Here is a 16,833-nt window from a genome sequence, read left to right on the forward strand (position 1 = left end):
CGCTGCCACGACCTGTCAGCACACCGAATCCTCTGATCGAGATACACAAGTGATCGAAAATCTACGTAACATCGCCATCATTGCTCACGTTGACCATGGTAAAACCACCCTGGTAGACAAACTCCTGCGTCAATCCGGCACCCTGGAGCGCAACGAGCTCAACGACGAGCGCGTGATGGACTCCAACGACCAGGAAAAAGAGCGCGGTATTACCATCCTGGCAAAAAACACCGCTATCAACTGGAACGGCTACCACATCAACATCGTGGATACCCCGGGCCACGCCGACTTCGGCGGCGAAGTAGAGCGCGTAATGTCGATGGTTGACTCCGTTCTGCTGCTGGTTGACGCTCAAGACGGCCCTATGCCGCAAACCCGTTTCGTGACCAAGAAGGCTTTCGAAGCCGGCCTGCGTCCGATCGTGTGCATCAACAAGGTTGACCGTCCAGGCGCGCGTCCGGACTGGGTTCTGGACCAGATCTTCGATCTGTTCGACAACCTGGGTGCCACCGAAGAACAGCTGGACTTCCAAGTCATCTACGCTTCGGCCCTGAACGGTATTGCTGGTCTTGACCACACCGACATGGCTGAAGACATGACTCCGCTGTACCAGTCGATCGTCGACAACGTACCAGCACCGAAAGTCGACCGTGAAGGCCCGTTCCAGATGCAAATCTCGGCACTGGACTACAACAGCTTCCTGGGTGTTATCGGCGTTGGCCGTATCGCTCGTGGTAGCGTCAAGCCGAACACCCCGGTTGTCGCTATCGGCGCCGACGGCAAGAAGCGTAACGGTCGTATCCTGAAGCTGATGGGTCACCACGGCCTGCACCGCATCGACGTTGAAGAAGCTTTCGCTGGCGACATCGTATGCGTGAGCGGTATGGACTCGCTGTTCATCTCCGACACCCTGTGCCAGCCGGACAACGTCGAGGCGATGAAGCCTCTGACCGTTGACGAGCCAACCGTTTCCATGACCTTCCAGGTAAACGACTCGCCTTTCTGCGGTAAAGAAGGCAAGTTCGTGACCTCCCGTAACATCAAGGAGCGTCTGGACAAGGAGCTGCTGTATAACGTTGCTCTGCGCGTTGAAGAAGGCGACTCGGCTGACAAGTTCAAGGTCTCCGGCCGTGGTGAGCTGCACCTCTCGGTACTGATCGAAACCATGCGTCGCGAAGGCTTCGAAATGGGTGTTGGTCGTCCGGAAGTGATCATCCGTCAAGTTGACGGCGTGAAGCAGGAACCGTTCGAAAACGTCACCATCGACACCCCGGAAGAGTCCCAGGGCAAGGTCATGGAAGAGATGGGCCTGCGTAAGGGCGACCTGACCAACATGGTGCCGGATGGCAAAGGCCGTGTGCGTCTGGAATACAACATCCCTGCTCGTGGTCTGATCGGTTTCCGTAACCAGTTCCTGACCCTGACCAACGGTGCTGGCATCCTGACCTCGATCTTCGATCGCTACGACACCATGAAGTCCGGCGACATGTCCGGCCGTCAGAACGGTGTTCTGGTATCGGTAGAAACCGGCAAGGCGCTGACCTACTCCCTGGAAACCCTCCAGGCGCGTGGCAAGCTGTTCGTTGAACACGGTCAAGAGATCTACAACGGCCAGATCGTTGGTCTGAACAGCCGCGACAACGACATGGGCGTGAACCCAACCAAAGGCAAGAAGCTCGACAACATGCGTGCTTCGGGCAAAGACGAAACCATCGCTCTGGTTCCACCTGTTCGCTTCACCCTGGAACAGGCCCTGGAATTCATCCAGGACGACGAGCTGTGCGAAGTCACGCCTAAGTCGATCCGCCTGCGTAAGAAGATCCTGGACGAAGGCGAGCGTACCCGCGCTGCCAAGAAAGCCAAGAACTGAGTTAACTCAGGCTGAATGAAAAACGCCCCCGGTCGAAAGGCCGGGGGCGTTTTTTTATGCCTGCAGTTTGTGTGTTGTGATCGTTCCCACGCTCCGCGTGGGAACGCCGCTTGGGACGCTCCGCGTCCTGCTTTCAAGAGCGGACGCAGAGCGTCCACAGCTGCATTCCCACGCAGAGCGTGGGAACGATCAAAAACTTAGAACTTGTCGAGGGTCTTGAAGTTGGTCTCGCGCACCACTTCCTTGGGCTTATACGCGCAATACCCCGGCCGCGGCCCGATTTTCGGGTGGTTGCGGCACGTATCCGGGCGCTTGTCATAAATAGTGCAAAAGCGCGTCTTACGATCCAGGTACAGGCAGTCGTTGTTGCTCATGCGCTGCAGGGTAAAAATTTCGGACTTGTTGTTGTACCGCTCGACGATGCCTTCTTTCTGCAAACGCTTGGCGATGTTCTTCGGCGGATCGCCGCGCTCGAACTCATCGACGATGCCAATGCGGATCAGGTCCTTGATCTTCACCTCCACCGGCAGCGTGCAGCAGCTGGACACGCAGCCGCCGCACATATGGGCGGAATATTTCTGCCAGGTCTCTAGACGGTCGAGTTCCGCGGCGGCGATCAGTTGAGGCTTCATCAAGGTTCCAAGGTGGGGCGTTATCCGGGCGCGCGATCATACCGGGATTGGTGGTTTTTTGAACAATATTTTGCAGGTTTCAGCTCAAAGGTTTAGCCACGGTCTGATCGGGCACGACCCCTGCATCAAATTCAGCCCATGGCGAATGAGTTAAAAAACTGCCGAACCAGCACGTCTACCGTCTGTCAGACCGACTAGGCTCTAGCAACTCCTTCAATCTCGCCCGAGGTCGCACCGATGTCTCAGGAACCGCTTGCACGAGAAGCAGAGGTAGCCGCATTCCGCGATGCTGTCTTGACCAAACTCACCTACGCGGTGGGCAAGGACCCGGATCACGCCTTCGACCATGATTGGTTCGAAGCCATTGCGCTGGCCGCCCGCGACCAGATGGTCGATCACTGGATGGACCACACGCGACGTATTTATCGCAAAGGCCAGAAGCGCGTTTATTACCTGTCCCTGGAATTTCTCATTGGCCGGTTGCTCTACGACAGCCTGAGCAACCTGGGTGTGCTGGAGATCGCTCGCGAAGCGCTGTCGGAGCTGGGCGTGGATCTGGAACGCATCCGCCTGCTGGAGCCCGACGCGGCGCTCGGCAACGGTGGCCTGGGCCGGCTGGCGGCGTGCTTTATGGAAAGCATGTCGACCCTCGGCATTGCTGGCCACGGCTATGGCATTCGTTATGAACACGGCCTGTTCCGCCAGGCCATTGTCGACGGTTGGCAGCAGGAACAGACCGAACGCTGGCTGGATTTCGGTAACCCTTGGGAATTCGAGCGCGCCGAAGTGATTTACCCGATTGGCTTTGGCGGCAGCGTCGAAACCGTTGCGGACGCCTCCGGCAAGATGATCCAGGTATGGTCGCCCAACGAAACCGTACGTGCTGTTGCCTATGACACGCCGGTCGTCGGTTGGCGCGGCGCCAGCGTCAACACCCTGCGCCTATGGCGTGCGCGGGCTGTAGAAGACCTGCATCTGGAGCGCTTCAACGCCGGTGACCACTTGGGCGCCGTCGCCGAGGTGGCCCGTGCCGAAAGCATCTCCCGAGTGCTTTACCCGGCCGACAGCACCGAAGCAGGGCAGGAGCTGCGCCTGCGCCAGGAATATTTCTTCGTCTCCGCGTCCCTGCAGGATTTGCTGCGCCGCCACAAGAACATGCACGGTTCGGTGCTCAGCCTGGGCGAGCACGCCGCCATCCAGCTCAACGACACCCACCCGTCCATCGCCGTGGCCGAGTTGATGCGCCAACTGGTCGACCTGCACGATGTACCGTGGGAAGCCGCGTGGGATGTCACCGTCGAGACCCTTTCGTACACCAACCACACCTTGCTGCCCGAGGCCCTGGAAACCTGGCCTGTCGGTTTGATGGAGCGCATGCTGCCGCGGCACATGCAGATCATCTACCTGATCAACGCCCAGCACATCGACTCGCTGCGTGCCAAAGGCATCCACGACTTTGATGTCTTGCGCGCTGTGTCGCTGATCGAAGAAGACAACGGCCGCCGCGTGCGCATGGGCAACCTGGCATTCCTGGGCTCCCATAGCGTCAACGGCGTGTCCGGTTTGCATACCCAGCTAATGCGCAGCACGGTGTTCTCCGAACTGCACAAGCTCTACCCCGAGCGCATCAACAACAAAACCAACGGCATTACCTTCCGTCGCTGGTTGTACCAGGCCAACCCCAAGTTGACCGATATGCTGGTGGAAGCCCTGGGCCCGGATATTCTGGACCAGCCCGAGCAGCGTCTTATCGAGTTGGAACCCTTTGCCGAGAAACCGGCCTTCCGCAAAGCGTTCGCTGAACAGCGCCTGCACAGCAAGCGCGCACTGGCGCAGATCATCCATGAGCGCCTGGGCATTGCGATCAACCCGGCGGCGATGTTCGACGTGCAGGTCAAGCGCATCCACGAATACAAGCGCCAACTGCTCAACCTGCTGCACACCGTGGCGCTGTACCAGGCGATCCGTGCCGAGCCGGGCATCGATTGGGTGCCGCGGGTGAAAATCTTCGCGGGTAAGGCAGCGGCCAGTTATCACCAGGCCAAGCTGATCATCAAGCTGACCAACGACATCGCCCGCACCGTCAACAATGACCCGACCGTGCGCGGCCTGCTCAAGGTGGTGTTCCTGCCCAACTACAACGTCAGCCTGGCGGAAAGCATCATTCCGGCAGCGGATTTGTCGGAGCAGATTTCCACGGCCGGCTTCGAAGCGTCCGGCACCAGCAACATGAAGTTCGGCCTCAACGGCGCGCTGACCATTGGCACCATGGACGGCGCCAATGTGGAGATGCACGAGCGGGTCGGCGCCGAGCACATGTTTATCTTTGGCCTCAGCGCCCAGCAGGTAGAAGCCCGCAAGCACGCCGGCGAGTTCAGCGCCGGGCCGGACATCGCCGCGTCCCATCGCTTGAACGACGTGCTGCAAGCGATCCGTGGTGGGGTATTTTCGCCGGATGACCCGGGCCGCTATGTGGGCCTGATCGATGGGCTGATCGACTACGATCGCTTCCTGGTGTGTGCCGACTTTGACGCCTACTGGGACGCCCAGGCGCGGGTCGAAGCGCATTGGCACGACTCCAAGGCCTGGTGGCGCTCGGCGGTGCTCAACACGGCGCGCATGGGCTGGTTCAGCTCTGACCGCACCATCCGCGAGTACGCCACCGAGATCTGGAAAGCCCTCGACTAACTGATACCCCTGTAGGAGCGAGCTTGCTCGCGAAGAGCTCCAACGATAACGCGTGCTTGCTGAATGAACGCGGCGCGTGTGAGTTTTTCGCGAGCAAGCTCGCTCCTACAGAGGGCTATTGCATTGGGTCGTGAACTCTATTGGCGTTAAATCCTCTGATTAGAGGAAATCAGCCCCGACTCGCGCTAAACTGCGCGGGTTTTTAGCCCCCCATTCTCCGGAGCCTTCCATGTCCCGCGTTACCTTGAGTCGCTATTTGATCGAGCAGACCCGCAGCAACAACACGCCTGCCGATCTGCGCTTCCTTATCGAAGTGGTGGCGCGTGCTTGCAAGGAAATCAGCCACGCCGTTTCCAAAGGCGCACTGGGCGGTGTCCTGGGCAGCATGGGCACTGAAAACGTGCAGGGCGAAGTGCAGAAGAAACTGGACGTTCTGTCCAACGAAATCCTGCTCGAAGCCAACGAATGGGGCGGCCACCTGGCCGGCATGGCGTCCGAAGAAATGGACAATGCCTACCAGATCCCAGGCAAATACCCGAAGGGCGCATACCTGCTGGTGTTCGACCCACTGGACGGTTCGTCCAACATCGACATCAACGCACCGGTCGGCACCATCTTCTCGGTACTGCGTTGCCCCAACGAATACCTGAGCCAGAACGAAGCCCTGAACGAAAAGGCTTTCCTGCAGCCAGGCACCGAGCAGGTTGCTGCCGGCTACGCGATCTACGGCCCACAGACCATGCTGGTGCTGACCCTGGGCGACGGCGTCAAGGGCTTCACCCTGGACCGTGAAATGGGCAGCTTCGTGCTGACCCACGAAGACATTTCGATTCCTGCTTCTACCCAGGAATTTGCCATCAACATGTCCAACCAGCGCCACTGGGAAGAACCGGTGAAGCGCTACGTCAACGAGCTGATGGAAGGCGAAGAAGGCCCGCTGAAGAAGAACTTCAACATGCGCTGGGTGGCCGCGATGGTTGCCGACGTACACCGCATCCTGACCCGTGGTGGGCTGTTCATGTACCCACGCGACAGCCGCGAGCCGTCCAAGCCAGGCAAGCTGCGCCTGATGTACGAAGCCAACCCGATGTCGTTTTTGGTTGAACAGGCAGGCGGTGCGTCCACCGACGGCCACCAGCGCATCCTCGACATTCAGCCTGAAGGCCTGCACCAGCGTGTGGCGGTATTCCTGGGTTCGAAGGAAGAAGTTGAGCGCGTGACGGCCTATCACAAGAAGTAAGCCGTAACGAGCGGTGAGCCGCTGTATTGTGAGATGGATCACCGTTAAAGAAGCCCCGAAACGTTTCAGCGTTTTCGGGGCTTTTTTGTTTTCGCTCGTCGGGAACCAGACACCCCTTTTCCCTTCTAAGCTTCTGGCAGATACCCCAGCTGCTTTGTCTCTCCAGGAGCTTTTCCATGTCTATACGCCGTCTCGCCCTGCTGGCTTTTTGCGTGCTCTTAGCCGCTTGCAGCAAGGTCACCCAAGAAAACTACCAAAAGCTCTCGGCCGGCATGGCCAAGGCCGAGGTGGAGTCGTTGCTGGGCAAGCCAACCGATTGTTCCGGCGCACTGGGCATGTCCAGCTGCACCTGGGGCGATAAAAACAGCTTTATCAGCGTGCAGTACGCCGGTGACAAAGTTCTGATGTTTTCCGGGCAAGGCCTGAAGTAAACCGGGGCGCGAGCCTGCGGGAGAAGAAGAATGATGCGTTTTGTTTTGTTCCTTTGCGCCAGCCTGTTTTTGGCGGGCTGCGCCAGCCATTCTGGCGATGATCTGCAACCCAAGACTGCGAGCAACGTCAACCTCAAGCGTTACCAGGGCACCTGGTATGAGTTGGCCCGGTTGCCGATGTACTTCCAGCGCAACTGTGCGCAATCCGAAGCCCGCTACACCTTGCTGCCTGATGGTGACATGTCGGTTTTCAACCGCTGCCTGACGCCTGAGTGGAAGTGGCAAGAGGCCAAAGGCACGGCAACGCCGCAGGTGCCAGGCAAGACCGACAAACTGTGGGTGGAATTCAATAACTGGTTTACATCGCTGTTGCCGGGCGTTGCCAAGGGCGACTACTGGGTGCTGTATGTCAGCGATGACTACAAGACCGCCATCGTCGGCAGCCCGAGCCGTCGCTATATGTGGATCCTGTCGCGCACGCCGACGGTGAGTGCCGATACCCGCGAAGACCTGCTGAGCAGGGCGCGACAGCAAGGCTATGACACCACGCGGTTGATCTGGCGCACGTCGGATAAGCAGATGGCGAAGACGTCTCAGTAATTTGCGGCCCCTCAATCAAATGTGGGAGCTGGCTTGCCTGCGATAGCATCAACCCGGTGTAACTGAAGCGCCGAGGTGTTTGTATCGCAGGCAAGCCAGCTCCCACAGTTGTTATGGGTTGGTCGTCAGTTCAGCAAGTCCTTCAGGACCTGGGTGAATGCCCGACTGCTGTCTTCTTCGCCAGCATGATGCCCATCTCGCACCACCCATTTGCCATTGACCAGTACATCGCGCACTTGCCGATCACCACCGGCAAAAAGCCAGCGGTTGAGAATCCCATCCTCACTGGCCGTCGCCAAGTACGGGTCGCTACCGTCCAGCACTATCCAGTCCGCACGCTTGCCCACTTGCAGTCGACCAATCGGCTGGCCCAGCGCTTGTGCGCCACCGTCCAGCGCAGCATCGAACAGCGTGCGACCCACCATCGGCTGATCGCTGCGATACAGGCGGTTGCGCCGTTGATCGCGCAGGCGCTGGCCGTATTCCAGCCAACGCAGTTCTTCCACCACGCTCAGTGACACATGGCTGTCGGAACCGATGCCCATGCGGCCGCCCTGAGCGAGGAAGTCCACCGCCGGAAAAATCCCATCGCCCAGGTTGGCTTCGGTGGTCAGGCACAAACCGGCAATCGCTCGGCTGTTGGCCATGCGCGTGACTTCGTCGGCATCGGCATGGGTGGCATGCACCAGGCACCAGCGATCATCCACCTCGACATTGTCATACAGCCACTGCAACGGGCGCTTGCCGCTCCAGGCCAGGCAGTCGTCGACTTCTTTTTGCTGTTCGGCGATGTGGATATGCACGGGGCAGTTTTTGTCACTGGCGCCCAGCACGGTCTGGATTTGTTCGGGGGTTACGGCGCGCAGGGAGTGGAAGCACAGGCCCAGTTGCTGGGCCGGTTGTGCCGCCAGAATGGGCTGCAGGCGTGCTTGCAGGTCCAGGTAGTGTTCCGTGCTGTTGATAAACCGTCGCTGGCCTTCATTCGGCGCTTGGCCACCAAAACCCGCGTGGGTGTAGAGCACCGGCAGCAAGGTCAGGCCGATCCCGCTGCTGGCGGCCGCCTGGCTGATCTGGCGGGACAGCTCCGTACGGTCGGCATAGGGCTGGCCGCTGAGATCGTGGTGCACGTAATGAAACTCGGCTACCGAGGTGTAGCCGGCCTTGAGCATTTCGATATACAGCTGACGGGCGATGACCTGTAACTGCTCGGGGTTGATCTTGCCGACCATGCGGTACATCAAGTCGCGCCAGGTCCAGAAACTGTCGTTGGGGTTGCCGGCCACTTCGGCCAAGCCCGCCATGGCGCGTTGGAAGGCATGGGAGTGCAGGTTCGGCATGCCCGCCAACACCGGGCCCCTGAGCCGTTCCGCGCCTTCTGCACTGGCATTGGGCTCAACCTTTGTCAGCAGGCCATCGGCGCTGACTTCAAGACGTACATCATTGGCCCATCCATTAGGCAGCAGTGCGCGTTCGGCAAAGAAAGCGGACATGATCAAGGCACCCCGGTCGTGTGTTTATTTGTATATACATATACAGACGTTTGCCTGCTCGGTAAACTCCGGCAATCTATGCATCTTTTTCCCCTGCAAGGATTCCCTGTGCCGACTCCGCCCGCCAACTCTTCGCTGGCTGCCCACATGGACGAAAGTCCGGCGCCCTTGTATGCCCGCGTCAAACAGATGATCAGCCAGCAGATCCTCAACGGCAACTGGCCGCCCCATTACCGCGTGCCGTCGGAAAGCGAGCTGGTCAGCGAGTTGGGCTTCAGCCGCATGACCATCAACCGTGCCCTGCGCGAGCTGACCGCCGAAGGCTTGTTGGTGCGTATGCAGGGTGTGGGTACGTTTGTTGCCGAGCCGAAAAGCCAGTCGGCCCTGTTTGAAGTGCACAATATCGCCGATGAAATCGCCTCCCGCGGGCATCGGCACACTTGCCAGGTCATCACCCTGGGCGAAGAAGCTGCTGGTTCCGAGCGCGCCGTCGCCTTGGAAATGCGCGAAGGCGGGCGGGTGTTCCACTCGTTGATCGTGCATTACGAGAACGACATTCCTGTGCAAATCGAAGACCGTTTCGTCAACGCCCTGGTCGCGCCGGAATACCTGCAGCAGGACTTCACCCAGCAAACCCCGTATGCCTATTTGAACCAGGTCGCGCCGTTGACTGAGGGTGAGCATGTGGTTGAGGCGATTCTCGCCGATGCCGCCGAGTGCAAGTTGTTGCAGATCGAGCCGAGCGAGCCGTGCCTGTTGATTCGCCGACGCACCTGGTCGGGTCGCCAGCCGGTGACTGCGGCGCGGTTGATCCACCCCGGTTCCCGTCACAGCCTCGAAGGACGCTTCAGTAAATGAGTGAGATCAACGTCTGGCGCGCCGCCGACTACGTGCGCATGCCGTGGAAGAACGGCGGCGGCAGTACCGAAGAAATCAGTCGCGACGCCGGCACCGGCCTGGATGGATTTGGCTGGCGTTTGTCGATTGCCGATATCGCCGAGTCGGGTGGGTTTTCCACCTTCGCCGGTTACCAGCGAGTGATTACGGTGATCAAAGGCGCCGGCATGGTGCTGACCGTAGACGGTGAGGAGCAGCGCGGGTTGTTACCGTTGCAGCCGTTCGCGTTCAAGGGCGAAAGCCAGGTGTCATGCCGTTTGATCACCGGGCCGATTCGCGATTTCAATCTGATCTACTCGCCACAGCGTTACCACGCACGCTTGCAGTGGGTGGATGGCGTGCAGCGGTTTTTCAGCACGGCGCAGACGCTGTTGGTGTTCAGCGTGGCGGATGAAGTGACGGTGCTGGGCGAGAAGCTGGGCCATTACGATTGCCTGCAAGTGGACGGTAACACTGAACTGCTGGAAATATCGGTCACAGGCCGCTGCTGCATCATCGAACTGACCGCACGCGGTTAAAAACTGTGGGAGCTGGCTTGCCTGCGATAGCGGTGTATCAGGCTAGGATGTGCTGACTGACACACCGCTATCGCAGGCAAGCCAGCTCCCATATTTGTTTGTGCGCTGTTCCCAAGACCGCGCACCAATTTGTTACCGAACGCCCCAGCGTGACGCAAAGCCACGCTGTCGTGACAAATCCTCTTTGCTGTAAAACGCCTCCGTAAGAAATTTCATCAAACCTCCAAGCCTTGATTATCAAGGCTTGCGCGCGCCTTTGGAAAAAATCTGCGAGGCTCATTTCAAAAGTTGGCCGCTCGATTGCATATGCTTGTACATACAAGTAAAGATGTGTGCGTAAGACTTCGCACCATCCATGTTCGCGCATCGATCGCCGAGGAGTCCTAGCTGTGACCAAGCCTACAAAATACCGTGACGTCGAAATCCGCGCCGCCCGCGGTAACAAGCTCACCGCCAAAAGCTGGCTGACCGAAGCGCCGCTGCGCATGCTGATGAACAACCTCGACCCGCAAGTGGCCGAGAATCCCAAAGAATTGGTGGTGTACGGCGGTATCGGCCGTGCGGCGCGCAACTGGGAGTGCTACGACCAGATCGTCGAGAGCCTCACCAATCTGAACGACGACGAAACCCTGCTGGTGCAATCCGGTAAGCCAGTCGGCGTGTTCAAGACCCACAGCAACGCCCCGCGCGTGCTGATTGCCAACTCCAACCTGGTACCGCACTGGGCCAGTTGGGAGCATTTCAACGAACTGGATGCCAAGGGCCTGGCCATGTACGGCCAGATGACCGCCGGCAGCTGGATCTACATCGGCAGCCAGGGCATCGTTCAAGGCACCTACGAAACCTTCGTGGAAGCCGGCCGCCAGCATTACAACAGCGACCTGACCGGCCGTTGGGTGCTCACCGCCGGCCTCGGCGGCATGGGCGGCGCGCAGCCATTGGCCGCAACCCTGGCCGGCGCCTGCTCGCTGAACATCGAGTGCCAGCAAGTCAGCATCGACTTCCGCCTGAACAGCCGCTACGTCGACGAGCAGGCCACGGACCTCGACGACGCCCTGGCGCGTATCGCCAAGTACACCAAGGAAGGCAAGGCCATCTCCATCGCCCTGCTGGGCAACGCCGCCGAGATCCTGCCGGAATTGGTCAAGCGCGGCGTGCGCCCGGACATGGTCACCGACCAGACCAGTGCCCACGACCCACTCAATGGCTACCTGCCGGCCGGCTGGACCTGGGACGAATATCGCGCTCGCGCCAAGACCGAGCCGGCCGCCGTGATCAAGGCCGCCAAGCAGTCGATGGCCGTCCACGTCAAAGCCATGCTCGAATTCCAGAAGCAAGGCATCCCGACCTTCGACTACGGCAACAACATCCGCCAGATGGCCCAGGAAGAGGGCGTGGAAAACGCGTTCGACTTCCCAGGTTTCGTACCGGCTTACATCCGCCCACTGTTCTGCCGTGGCATCGGCCCGTTCCGTTGGGCGGCGCTGTCCGGCGACCCGCAAGACATCTACAAGACCGACGCCAAAGTCAAAGAACTGATCCCGGACGATGCCCACCTGCACAACTGGCTGGACATGGCCCGCGAGCGCATCAGCTTCCAGGGCCTGCCGGCACGTATCTGCTGGGTCGGCCTGGGCCAGCGTGCCAAGTTGGGCCTGGCGTTCAACGAAATGGTGCGCAGCGGCGAGCTGTCCGCGCCGGTCGTGATCGGCCGTGATCACCTGGACTCCGGCTCGGTCGCCAGCCCGAACCGCGAAACCGAAGCCATGCAGGACGGCTCCGACGCTGTGTCCGACTGGCCACTGCTCAACGCCTTGCTCAACACCGCGAGCGGCGCCACCTGGGTCTCGCTGCACCACGGTGGCGGCGTGGGCATGGGCTTCTCCCAGCACTCGGGGATGGTGATTGTGTGCGACGGTACTGACGAAGCGGCCGAGCGGATTGCCCGCGTGCTGCACAACGACCCGGCGACCGGGGTGATGCGTCATGCGGATGCGGGTTACCAGATCGCTGTCGACTGCGCCAAGGAACAAGGCCTGAACCTGCCGATGATCAAGTAACTCAATGTGGGGTGGGCTTGTGTGGCGAGCAAGCTTGCTTGCGCTGGGGTGCGAAGCAGCCCCAAAAAGCCGGCTCCAGCTTCGCTGTCGAACGAGAGCAAGCTCCCTCGCCACAGCAAGCCAGCTCCCACAGAAGAGCAAGATGCATACAAAACAATCCATCAGAGGTTGAACAACATGGCTGCAAACGACACCACCCCGTTGATCGAGAAACGTTCGATCGACTACATCCCGGAAGCGGAAAGACATGGTCGTCTATTCAGTCAATTCACCCTGTGGATGGGTGCCAACCTGCAGATCACTGCGATTGTCACCGGGGCGCTGGCCGTGGTGCTGGGCGGTGATGTGTTCTGGTCGTTGATCGGCTTGCTCATCGGTCAATTGATCGGCGGTGGCGTCATGGCGCTGCATGCGGCGCAAGGGCCCAAGCTTGGCCTGCCGCAGATGATTTCCAGCCGGGTGCAGTTCGGCGTGTATGGCGCGGCCATTCCGATTGTGCTGGTGTGCTTGATGTACCTGGGTTTCACCGCCACCGGTACCGTGTTGTCGGGCCAGGCGCTGGGCCAGTTGTTCGGGGTCAGCGACAGCGTCGGCATCCTGATCTTCGCCAGTGTCATCGTGCTGGTCACGGTGCTGGGTTACCGGGTGATCCACTTCATCGGCCGGGTCGCCAGCCTGATTGGCGTGGTTGCCTTTGTGTACCTGTTCAGCCGCCTGATGAGCCAGACCGACGTTGGCGCGCTCCTGCAGATCCGCCACTTCAGCTGGAGCAGTTTCCTGCTGGCCGTGTCGCTGGCGGCCTCTTGGCAGATTGCGTTCGGCCCTTACGTGGCGGATTACTCGCGTTACCTGCCGAGCCACACCTCATCGGTCAAAACCTTTCTCGCTGCTGGCGCAGGTTCGGTCATCGGGGCCCAAGTGGCGATGGTCCTCGGCGTGTTTGCCGCGGCCATGTCCAACGGGCAGTTTGCCGGTCACGAGGTGGCGTACATCGTTGGCTTGAGCGGCACGGGGGCCACCGCTGCGTTGCTGTATTTCAGCATCGCGTTCGGCAAGGTCACCATCTCGACGCTCAATTCCTACGGCAGCTTCATGTGCATCGCCACTATCATCAGCGGCTTTCGTGGGCGTCTGGAGGTCACGCGTCTGCAGCGTCTGGTATTCGTGTTGATGATCGTCGGCACGGCCACGCTGATCGCGTTGCTCGGCCAGCATTCGTTCCTCGGTGCATTCAAGTCGTTCATCCTGTTCCTGTTGGCGTTCTTTACGCCCTGGAGCGCGATCAACCTGGTGGATTACTACTGCATCACCCGCGAGCGTTATGACGTGCCGGCGCTGGCCGATCCGAACGGTCGCTACGGCCGCTGGAACCTGCTGGGCATCAGCGTTTATGTGTTCGGCGTACTGGTGCAGTTGCCGTTCATCTCCACCAAGTTCTACACCGGCCCCCTGGTGGCCGCGCTGGGTGATGTGGATATCTCCTGGATCATCGGCCTGGTACTGCCGGCGGCCCTGTATTACGTGTGTGCGAAAAAATGGCACGGCACGGTACCCGATCACCTGATCCTGCCAAAAGAGCAGGGCGCTTCACCCATAACAAACGAGCTGGCTGCACAAGCCTGATGGGACGTGGACAGGGCAGGACGCCTACTGACTGCCGTAATCCATTTCAAGATTGGGAGCGTCACAACAATGACTATGAATAAGACCTTGCTGGCTACTTTGTTCGCGGCCGGCGTGCTGGCAAGTGCCGGCGCCCAGGCGGCCGGTTGGTGCGAGTCGGGTAAACCGGTGAAATTCGCCGGCCTGAATTGGGAAAGCGGCATGTTGCTCACCGACATCCTGCAAACCGTGCTCGAAAAAGGCTACGACTGCAAAACCGACAGCTTGCCGGGCAATTCCATCACCATGGAAAACGCCCTGGGCAGCAACGATATCCAAGTGTTCGCCGAGGAGTGGGTAGGCCGCAGCGAGGTCTGGAACAAAGCCGAGAAGGCCGGCAAAGTCGTTGGCGTCGGTGCCCCGGTGGTGGGCGCGGTCGAAGGCTGGTACGTGCCGCGCTATGTGATCGAAGGTGACGCCAAGCGCAAGCTCGAACCCAAGGCCCCGGACCTGAAAAGCATCGCCGACCTGGCCAAATACGCCTCGGTGTTCAAGGACCAGGAAGAGCCGTCCAAGGGCCGCTTCTACAACTGCCCGGCCGGCTGGACCTGCGAGCTGGACAACAGCGAAATGCTTAAGAGCTACGGCCTGGAAAGCACCTACACCAACTTCCGCCCGGGCACCGGCCCGGCGCTGGATGCGGCGGTACTGTCGAGCTACAAGCGTGGCGAGCCGATCCTGTTCTACTACTGGTCACCGACACCGCTGATGGGCCAGGTCGATCTGGTCAAGTTGGAAGAGAAGCCCGGCGTGGACAAAACCGTGAGCATCAAGGTCGGCCTCTCCAAGACTTTCCACGAACAAGCCCCGGAGCTGGTGGCCGTGCTGGAAAAGGTCAACCTGCCCATCGACCTGCTGAACCAGAACCTGGGCCGCATGGCCAAGGAGCGGATCGAGTCGCCGAAACTGGCGAAAATATTCCTCAAGGAACATCCTGAAGTCTGGCACGCCTGGGTGAGCGAAGACGCAGCCAAGAAAATCGACGCGGCCTTGTAGGTCAAGTGTGCACGGCTACCCTCAAGGGTGGCCGGGCGGCTGGCCACAACCCACTGGATCGAGAGCACGATATGTTTCCTGAGAGCTTTACCTTTTCCATCGCCGACTGGGTCAACGGTTGGGTGGACGCACTGGTCACCAACTACGGCGATGTGTTCCGGCACATCTCCGATACGCTGCTGTGGGCCATCGTCAACCTGGAAGGCCTGCTGCGCGCAGCGCCCTGGTGGCTGATGCTGGCCATCGTCGGGGGCATCGCCTGGCACGCCACACGCAAGGTGGTGACCACGGCGGTGATCGTCGGTTTGCTGTTCCTGGTGGGCGCCGTTGGCCTGTGGGACAAGCTGATGCAAACCCTGGCATTGATGATGGTGGCCACGGTGATTTCGGTGTTGATCGGCATCCCCCTGGGTATCTTGTCGGCGCGCAGTAATCGCCTGCGTTCGGTGCTGATGCCGCTGCTGGACATCATGCAAACCATGCCCAGCTTCGTGTATCTGATCCCGGTGCTGATGCTGTTCGGCCTGGGCAAGGTCCCGGCGATTTTCGCTACAGTGATCTACGCCGCGCCGCCGCTGATTCGCCTGACAGACCTGGGTATTCGCCAGGTCGATGGCGAGGTCATGGAAGCCATCAACGCCTTCGGCGCCAACCGCTGGCAGCAACTGTTCGGCGTGCAATTGCCGCTGGCGCTGCCAAGCATCATGGCCGGGATCAACCAGACCACCATGATGGCGCTGTCGATGGTGGTGATCGCCTCGATGATCGGTGCCCGTGGCTTGGGTGAAGACGTACTCGTCGGCATCCAGACCCTCAACGTTGGCCGTGGCCTTGAAGCCGGGCTGGCGATCGTGATTCTTGCAGTGGTCATCGACCGCATTACCCAGGCTTATGGCCGCCCACGGCATGAGGCGAGCAAATGACGACTGTCAGCAAAATCGAAGTCAAAAACGTCTTCAAGATTTTCGGCGCACGCGCCCAGGATGCGCTGGCCATGGTCGGCCAGGGCAAGACCAAAGACCAGGTACTGGCCGAGACCGGTTGCGTGGTCGGCGTCAATGACTTGTCCCTGAACATCGGCACCGGTGAGATCTTTGTGATCATGGGCTTGTCGGGTTCGGGCAAATCCACCCTGGTGCGCCACTTCAACCGCCTGATCGACCCCACCAGCGGCGCGATCCTGGTGGATGGCGAAGACATCCTGCAACTGGACATGGAAGCCCTGCGCCAATTCCGTCGGCACAAGATCAGCATGGTGTTCCAGAGCTTCGGCCTGCTGCCGCACAAGAGCGTGCTCGACAACGTTGCCTACGGCCTGAAAGTGCGTGGCGAAACCAAGCAAGTCTGCGCCGAACGTGCGTTGCACTGGATCGAAACCGTGGGCCTCAAAGGCTACGAAAACAAATACCCGCACCAGCTGTCCGGTGGCATGCGCCAGCGCGTGGGCCTGGCCCGCGCCTTGGCGGCCGACACCGACATCATCCTGATGGACGAAGCCTTCAGCGCCCTCGACCCGTTGATCCGCGCCGAGATGCAGGATCAGTTGCTCGAACTGCAAAAGACCCTGCACAAGACCATCGTGTTCATCACCCACGATCTCGACGAGGCCGTGCGCATCGGCAACCGCATTGCGATCCTCAAGGACGGCAAGCTGATCCAGGTCGGCACGCCGCGAGAGATTCTGCATTCGCCGGCGGATGAGTATGTGGACCGCTTTGTTCAGCGGCGGGCGGCGGTGGTCTGATCCGG

The 16,833-nt window shown here is 60.0% G+C and carries 14 protein-coding genes; 12 read left to right on the forward strand and 2 right to left on the reverse strand.

Features of this window, described 5'->3' with window-relative positions; genetic code table 11:
* Window positions 1–49: 49 nt before the first annotated feature.
* Window positions 50–1,870 (forward strand): translational GTPase TypA, encoded by a 1,821-nt coding sequence (typA, locus tag HBO10_RS10295; RefSeq protein WP_014716526.1) that lies wholly within the window; start codon window positions 50–52, stop codon window positions 1,868–1,870.
* A gap of 197 nt (window positions 1,871–2,067) precedes the next feature.
* Here typA and HBO10_RS10300 read toward each other — a convergent pair whose 3' ends face one another.
* Window positions 2,068–2,502: a YkgJ family cysteine cluster protein gene (locus HBO10_RS10300; RefSeq protein WP_003187815.1), complete on the reverse strand. Its 435-nt coding sequence runs from the start codon at window positions 2,500–2,502 to the stop codon at window positions 2,068–2,070.
* Between the two features lie 237 nt (window positions 2,503–2,739).
* Here HBO10_RS10300 and HBO10_RS10305 point away from each other — a divergent pair, with 237 nt between their 5' ends.
* From HBO10_RS10305 to HBO10_RS10320, 4 genes are all read left to right on the forward strand, one after another.
* Window positions 2,740–5,190 carry a glycogen/starch/alpha-glucan phosphorylase gene (locus tag HBO10_RS10305; RefSeq protein WP_034125542.1) on the forward strand — a complete coding sequence of 817 codons (2,451 nt, stop codon included), beginning with the start codon at window positions 2,740–2,742 and terminating at the stop codon, window positions 5,188–5,190.
* A 229-nt stretch (window positions 5,191–5,419) separates the two neighbouring features.
* Window positions 5,420–6,430: a class 1 fructose-bisphosphatase gene (locus tag HBO10_RS10310; RefSeq protein ID WP_003187818.1), complete on the forward strand. Its 1,011-nt coding sequence runs from the start codon at window positions 5,420–5,422 to the stop codon at window positions 6,428–6,430.
* Window positions 6,431–6,606: 176 nt separating this feature from the next.
* Window positions 6,607–6,861, forward strand: a complete 255-nt coding sequence (locus HBO10_RS10315) for a hypothetical protein (protein WP_003187823.1) — start codon at window positions 6,607–6,609, stop codon at window positions 6,859–6,861.
* A gap of 30 nt (window positions 6,862–6,891) precedes the next feature.
* Window positions 6,892–7,461, forward strand: coding sequence for a lipocalin family protein (locus HBO10_RS10320; protein ID WP_034117302.1), 570 nt, complete (start codon window positions 6,892–6,894; stop codon window positions 7,459–7,461).
* 125 nt (window positions 7,462–7,586) lie between these two features.
* On the opposite strand, the gene HBO10_RS10325 is transcribed toward HBO10_RS10320, so the two are convergent.
* Window positions 7,587–8,951: a formimidoylglutamate deiminase gene (locus tag HBO10_RS10325; protein WP_034125543.1), complete on the reverse strand. Its 1,365-nt coding sequence runs from the start codon at window positions 8,949–8,951 to the stop codon at window positions 7,587–7,589.
* Between the two features lie 78 nt (window positions 8,952–9,029).
* Between HBO10_RS10325 and hutC the strand changes: the two genes are divergently transcribed.
* The 7 genes from hutC to HBO10_RS10360 all read left to right on the forward strand — a co-directional run bounded on the left by hutC (window position 9,030) and on the right by HBO10_RS10360 (window position 16,828).
* Window positions 9,030–9,809, forward strand: a complete 780-nt coding sequence (hutC, locus tag HBO10_RS10330; protein WP_169918764.1) for a histidine utilization repressor — start codon at window positions 9,030–9,032, stop codon at window positions 9,807–9,809.
* Window positions 9,806–10,366, forward strand: coding sequence for a HutD family protein (locus HBO10_RS10335; RefSeq protein ID WP_034125545.1), 561 nt, complete (start codon window positions 9,806–9,808; stop codon window positions 10,364–10,366). Before hutC ends, HBO10_RS10335 begins: the two co-directional genes overlap by 4 nt.
* A gap of 389 nt (window positions 10,367–10,755) precedes the next feature.
* Window positions 10,756–12,426, forward strand: a complete 1,671-nt coding sequence (gene hutU / locus HBO10_RS10340; RefSeq protein WP_034125546.1) for a urocanate hydratase — start codon at window positions 10,756–10,758, stop codon at window positions 12,424–12,426.
* 177 nt (window positions 12,427–12,603) lie between these two features.
* On the forward strand, window positions 12,604–14,049 hold the full coding sequence (locus tag HBO10_RS10345; protein WP_034125547.1) for a cytosine permease: 1,446 nt from the start codon (window positions 12,604–12,606) through the stop codon (window positions 14,047–14,049).
* Window positions 14,050–14,118: 69 nt separating this feature from the next.
* The gene (locus HBO10_RS10350) at window positions 14,119–15,084 is read left to right on the forward strand and encodes an ABC transporter substrate-binding protein (RefSeq protein WP_034125548.1); all 966 of its coding nucleotides are present in this window, start codon (window positions 14,119–14,121) and stop codon (window positions 15,082–15,084) included.
* Between the two features lie 71 nt (window positions 15,085–15,155).
* Window positions 15,156–16,007 carry a proline/glycine betaine ABC transporter permease gene (locus tag HBO10_RS10355; RefSeq protein ID WP_003187838.1) on the forward strand — a complete coding sequence of 284 codons (852 nt, stop codon included), beginning with the start codon at window positions 15,156–15,158 and terminating at the stop codon, window positions 16,005–16,007.
* Window positions 16,004–16,828 carry a glycine betaine/L-proline ABC transporter ATP-binding protein gene (locus HBO10_RS10360; RefSeq protein ID WP_052199928.1) on the forward strand — a complete coding sequence of 275 codons (825 nt, stop codon included), beginning with the start codon at window positions 16,004–16,006 and terminating at the stop codon, window positions 16,826–16,828. Before HBO10_RS10355 ends, HBO10_RS10360 begins: the two co-directional genes overlap by 4 nt.
* The last annotated feature ends 5 nt before the right edge of the window (window positions 16,829–16,833 follow it).

The organism is Pseudomonas sp. WS 5503, assembly GCF_012985385.1.
Classification (GTDB): domain Bacteria; phylum Pseudomonadota; class Gammaproteobacteria; order Pseudomonadales; family Pseudomonadaceae; genus Aquipseudomonas; species Aquipseudomonas paracarnis.

Bases quoted from the DNA above. Each gene is read 5' to 3' on its own strand.
- HBO10_RS10305 (WP_034125542.1), top strand. From the start codon at position 2,740: ATGTCTCAGGAACCGCTTGCACGAGAAGCAGAGGTAGCCGCATTCCGC.
- HBO10_RS10355 (WP_003187838.1), top strand. From the start codon at position 15,156: ATGTTTCCTGAGAGCTTTACCTTTTCCATCGCCGACTGGGTCAACGGT.
- HBO10_RS10320 (WP_034117302.1), top strand. From the start codon at position 6,892: ATGATGCGTTTTGTTTTGTTCCTTTGCGCCAGCCTGTTTTTGGCGGGC.
- HBO10_RS10360 (WP_052199928.1), top strand. From the start codon at position 16,004: ATGACGACTGTCAGCAAAATCGAAGTCAAAAACGTCTTCAAGATTTTC.
- HBO10_RS10315 (WP_003187823.1), top strand. From the start codon at position 6,607: ATGTCTATACGCCGTCTCGCCCTGCTGGCTTTTTGCGTGCTCTTAGCC.
- HBO10_RS10345 (WP_034125547.1), top strand. From the start codon at position 12,604: ATGGCTGCAAACGACACCACCCCGTTGATCGAGAAACGTTCGATCGAC.
- hutC (WP_169918764.1), top strand. From the start codon at position 9,030: ATGCATCTTTTTCCCCTGCAAGGATTCCCTGTGCCGACTCCGCCCGCC.
- HBO10_RS10325 (WP_034125543.1), bottom strand. From the start codon at position 8,951: ATGTCCGCTTTCTTTGCCGAACGCGCACTGCTGCCTAATGGATGGGCC.
- HBO10_RS10350 (WP_034125548.1), top strand. From the start codon at position 14,119: ATGACTATGAATAAGACCTTGCTGGCTACTTTGTTCGCGGCCGGCGTG.
- HBO10_RS10310 (WP_003187818.1), top strand. From the start codon at position 5,420: ATGTCCCGCGTTACCTTGAGTCGCTATTTGATCGAGCAGACCCGCAGC.
- HBO10_RS10335 (WP_034125545.1), top strand. From the start codon at position 9,806: ATGAGTGAGATCAACGTCTGGCGCGCCGCCGACTACGTGCGCATGCCG.
- HBO10_RS10300 (WP_003187815.1), bottom strand. From the start codon at position 2,502: ATGAAGCCTCAACTGATCGCCGCCGCGGAACTCGACCGTCTAGAGACC.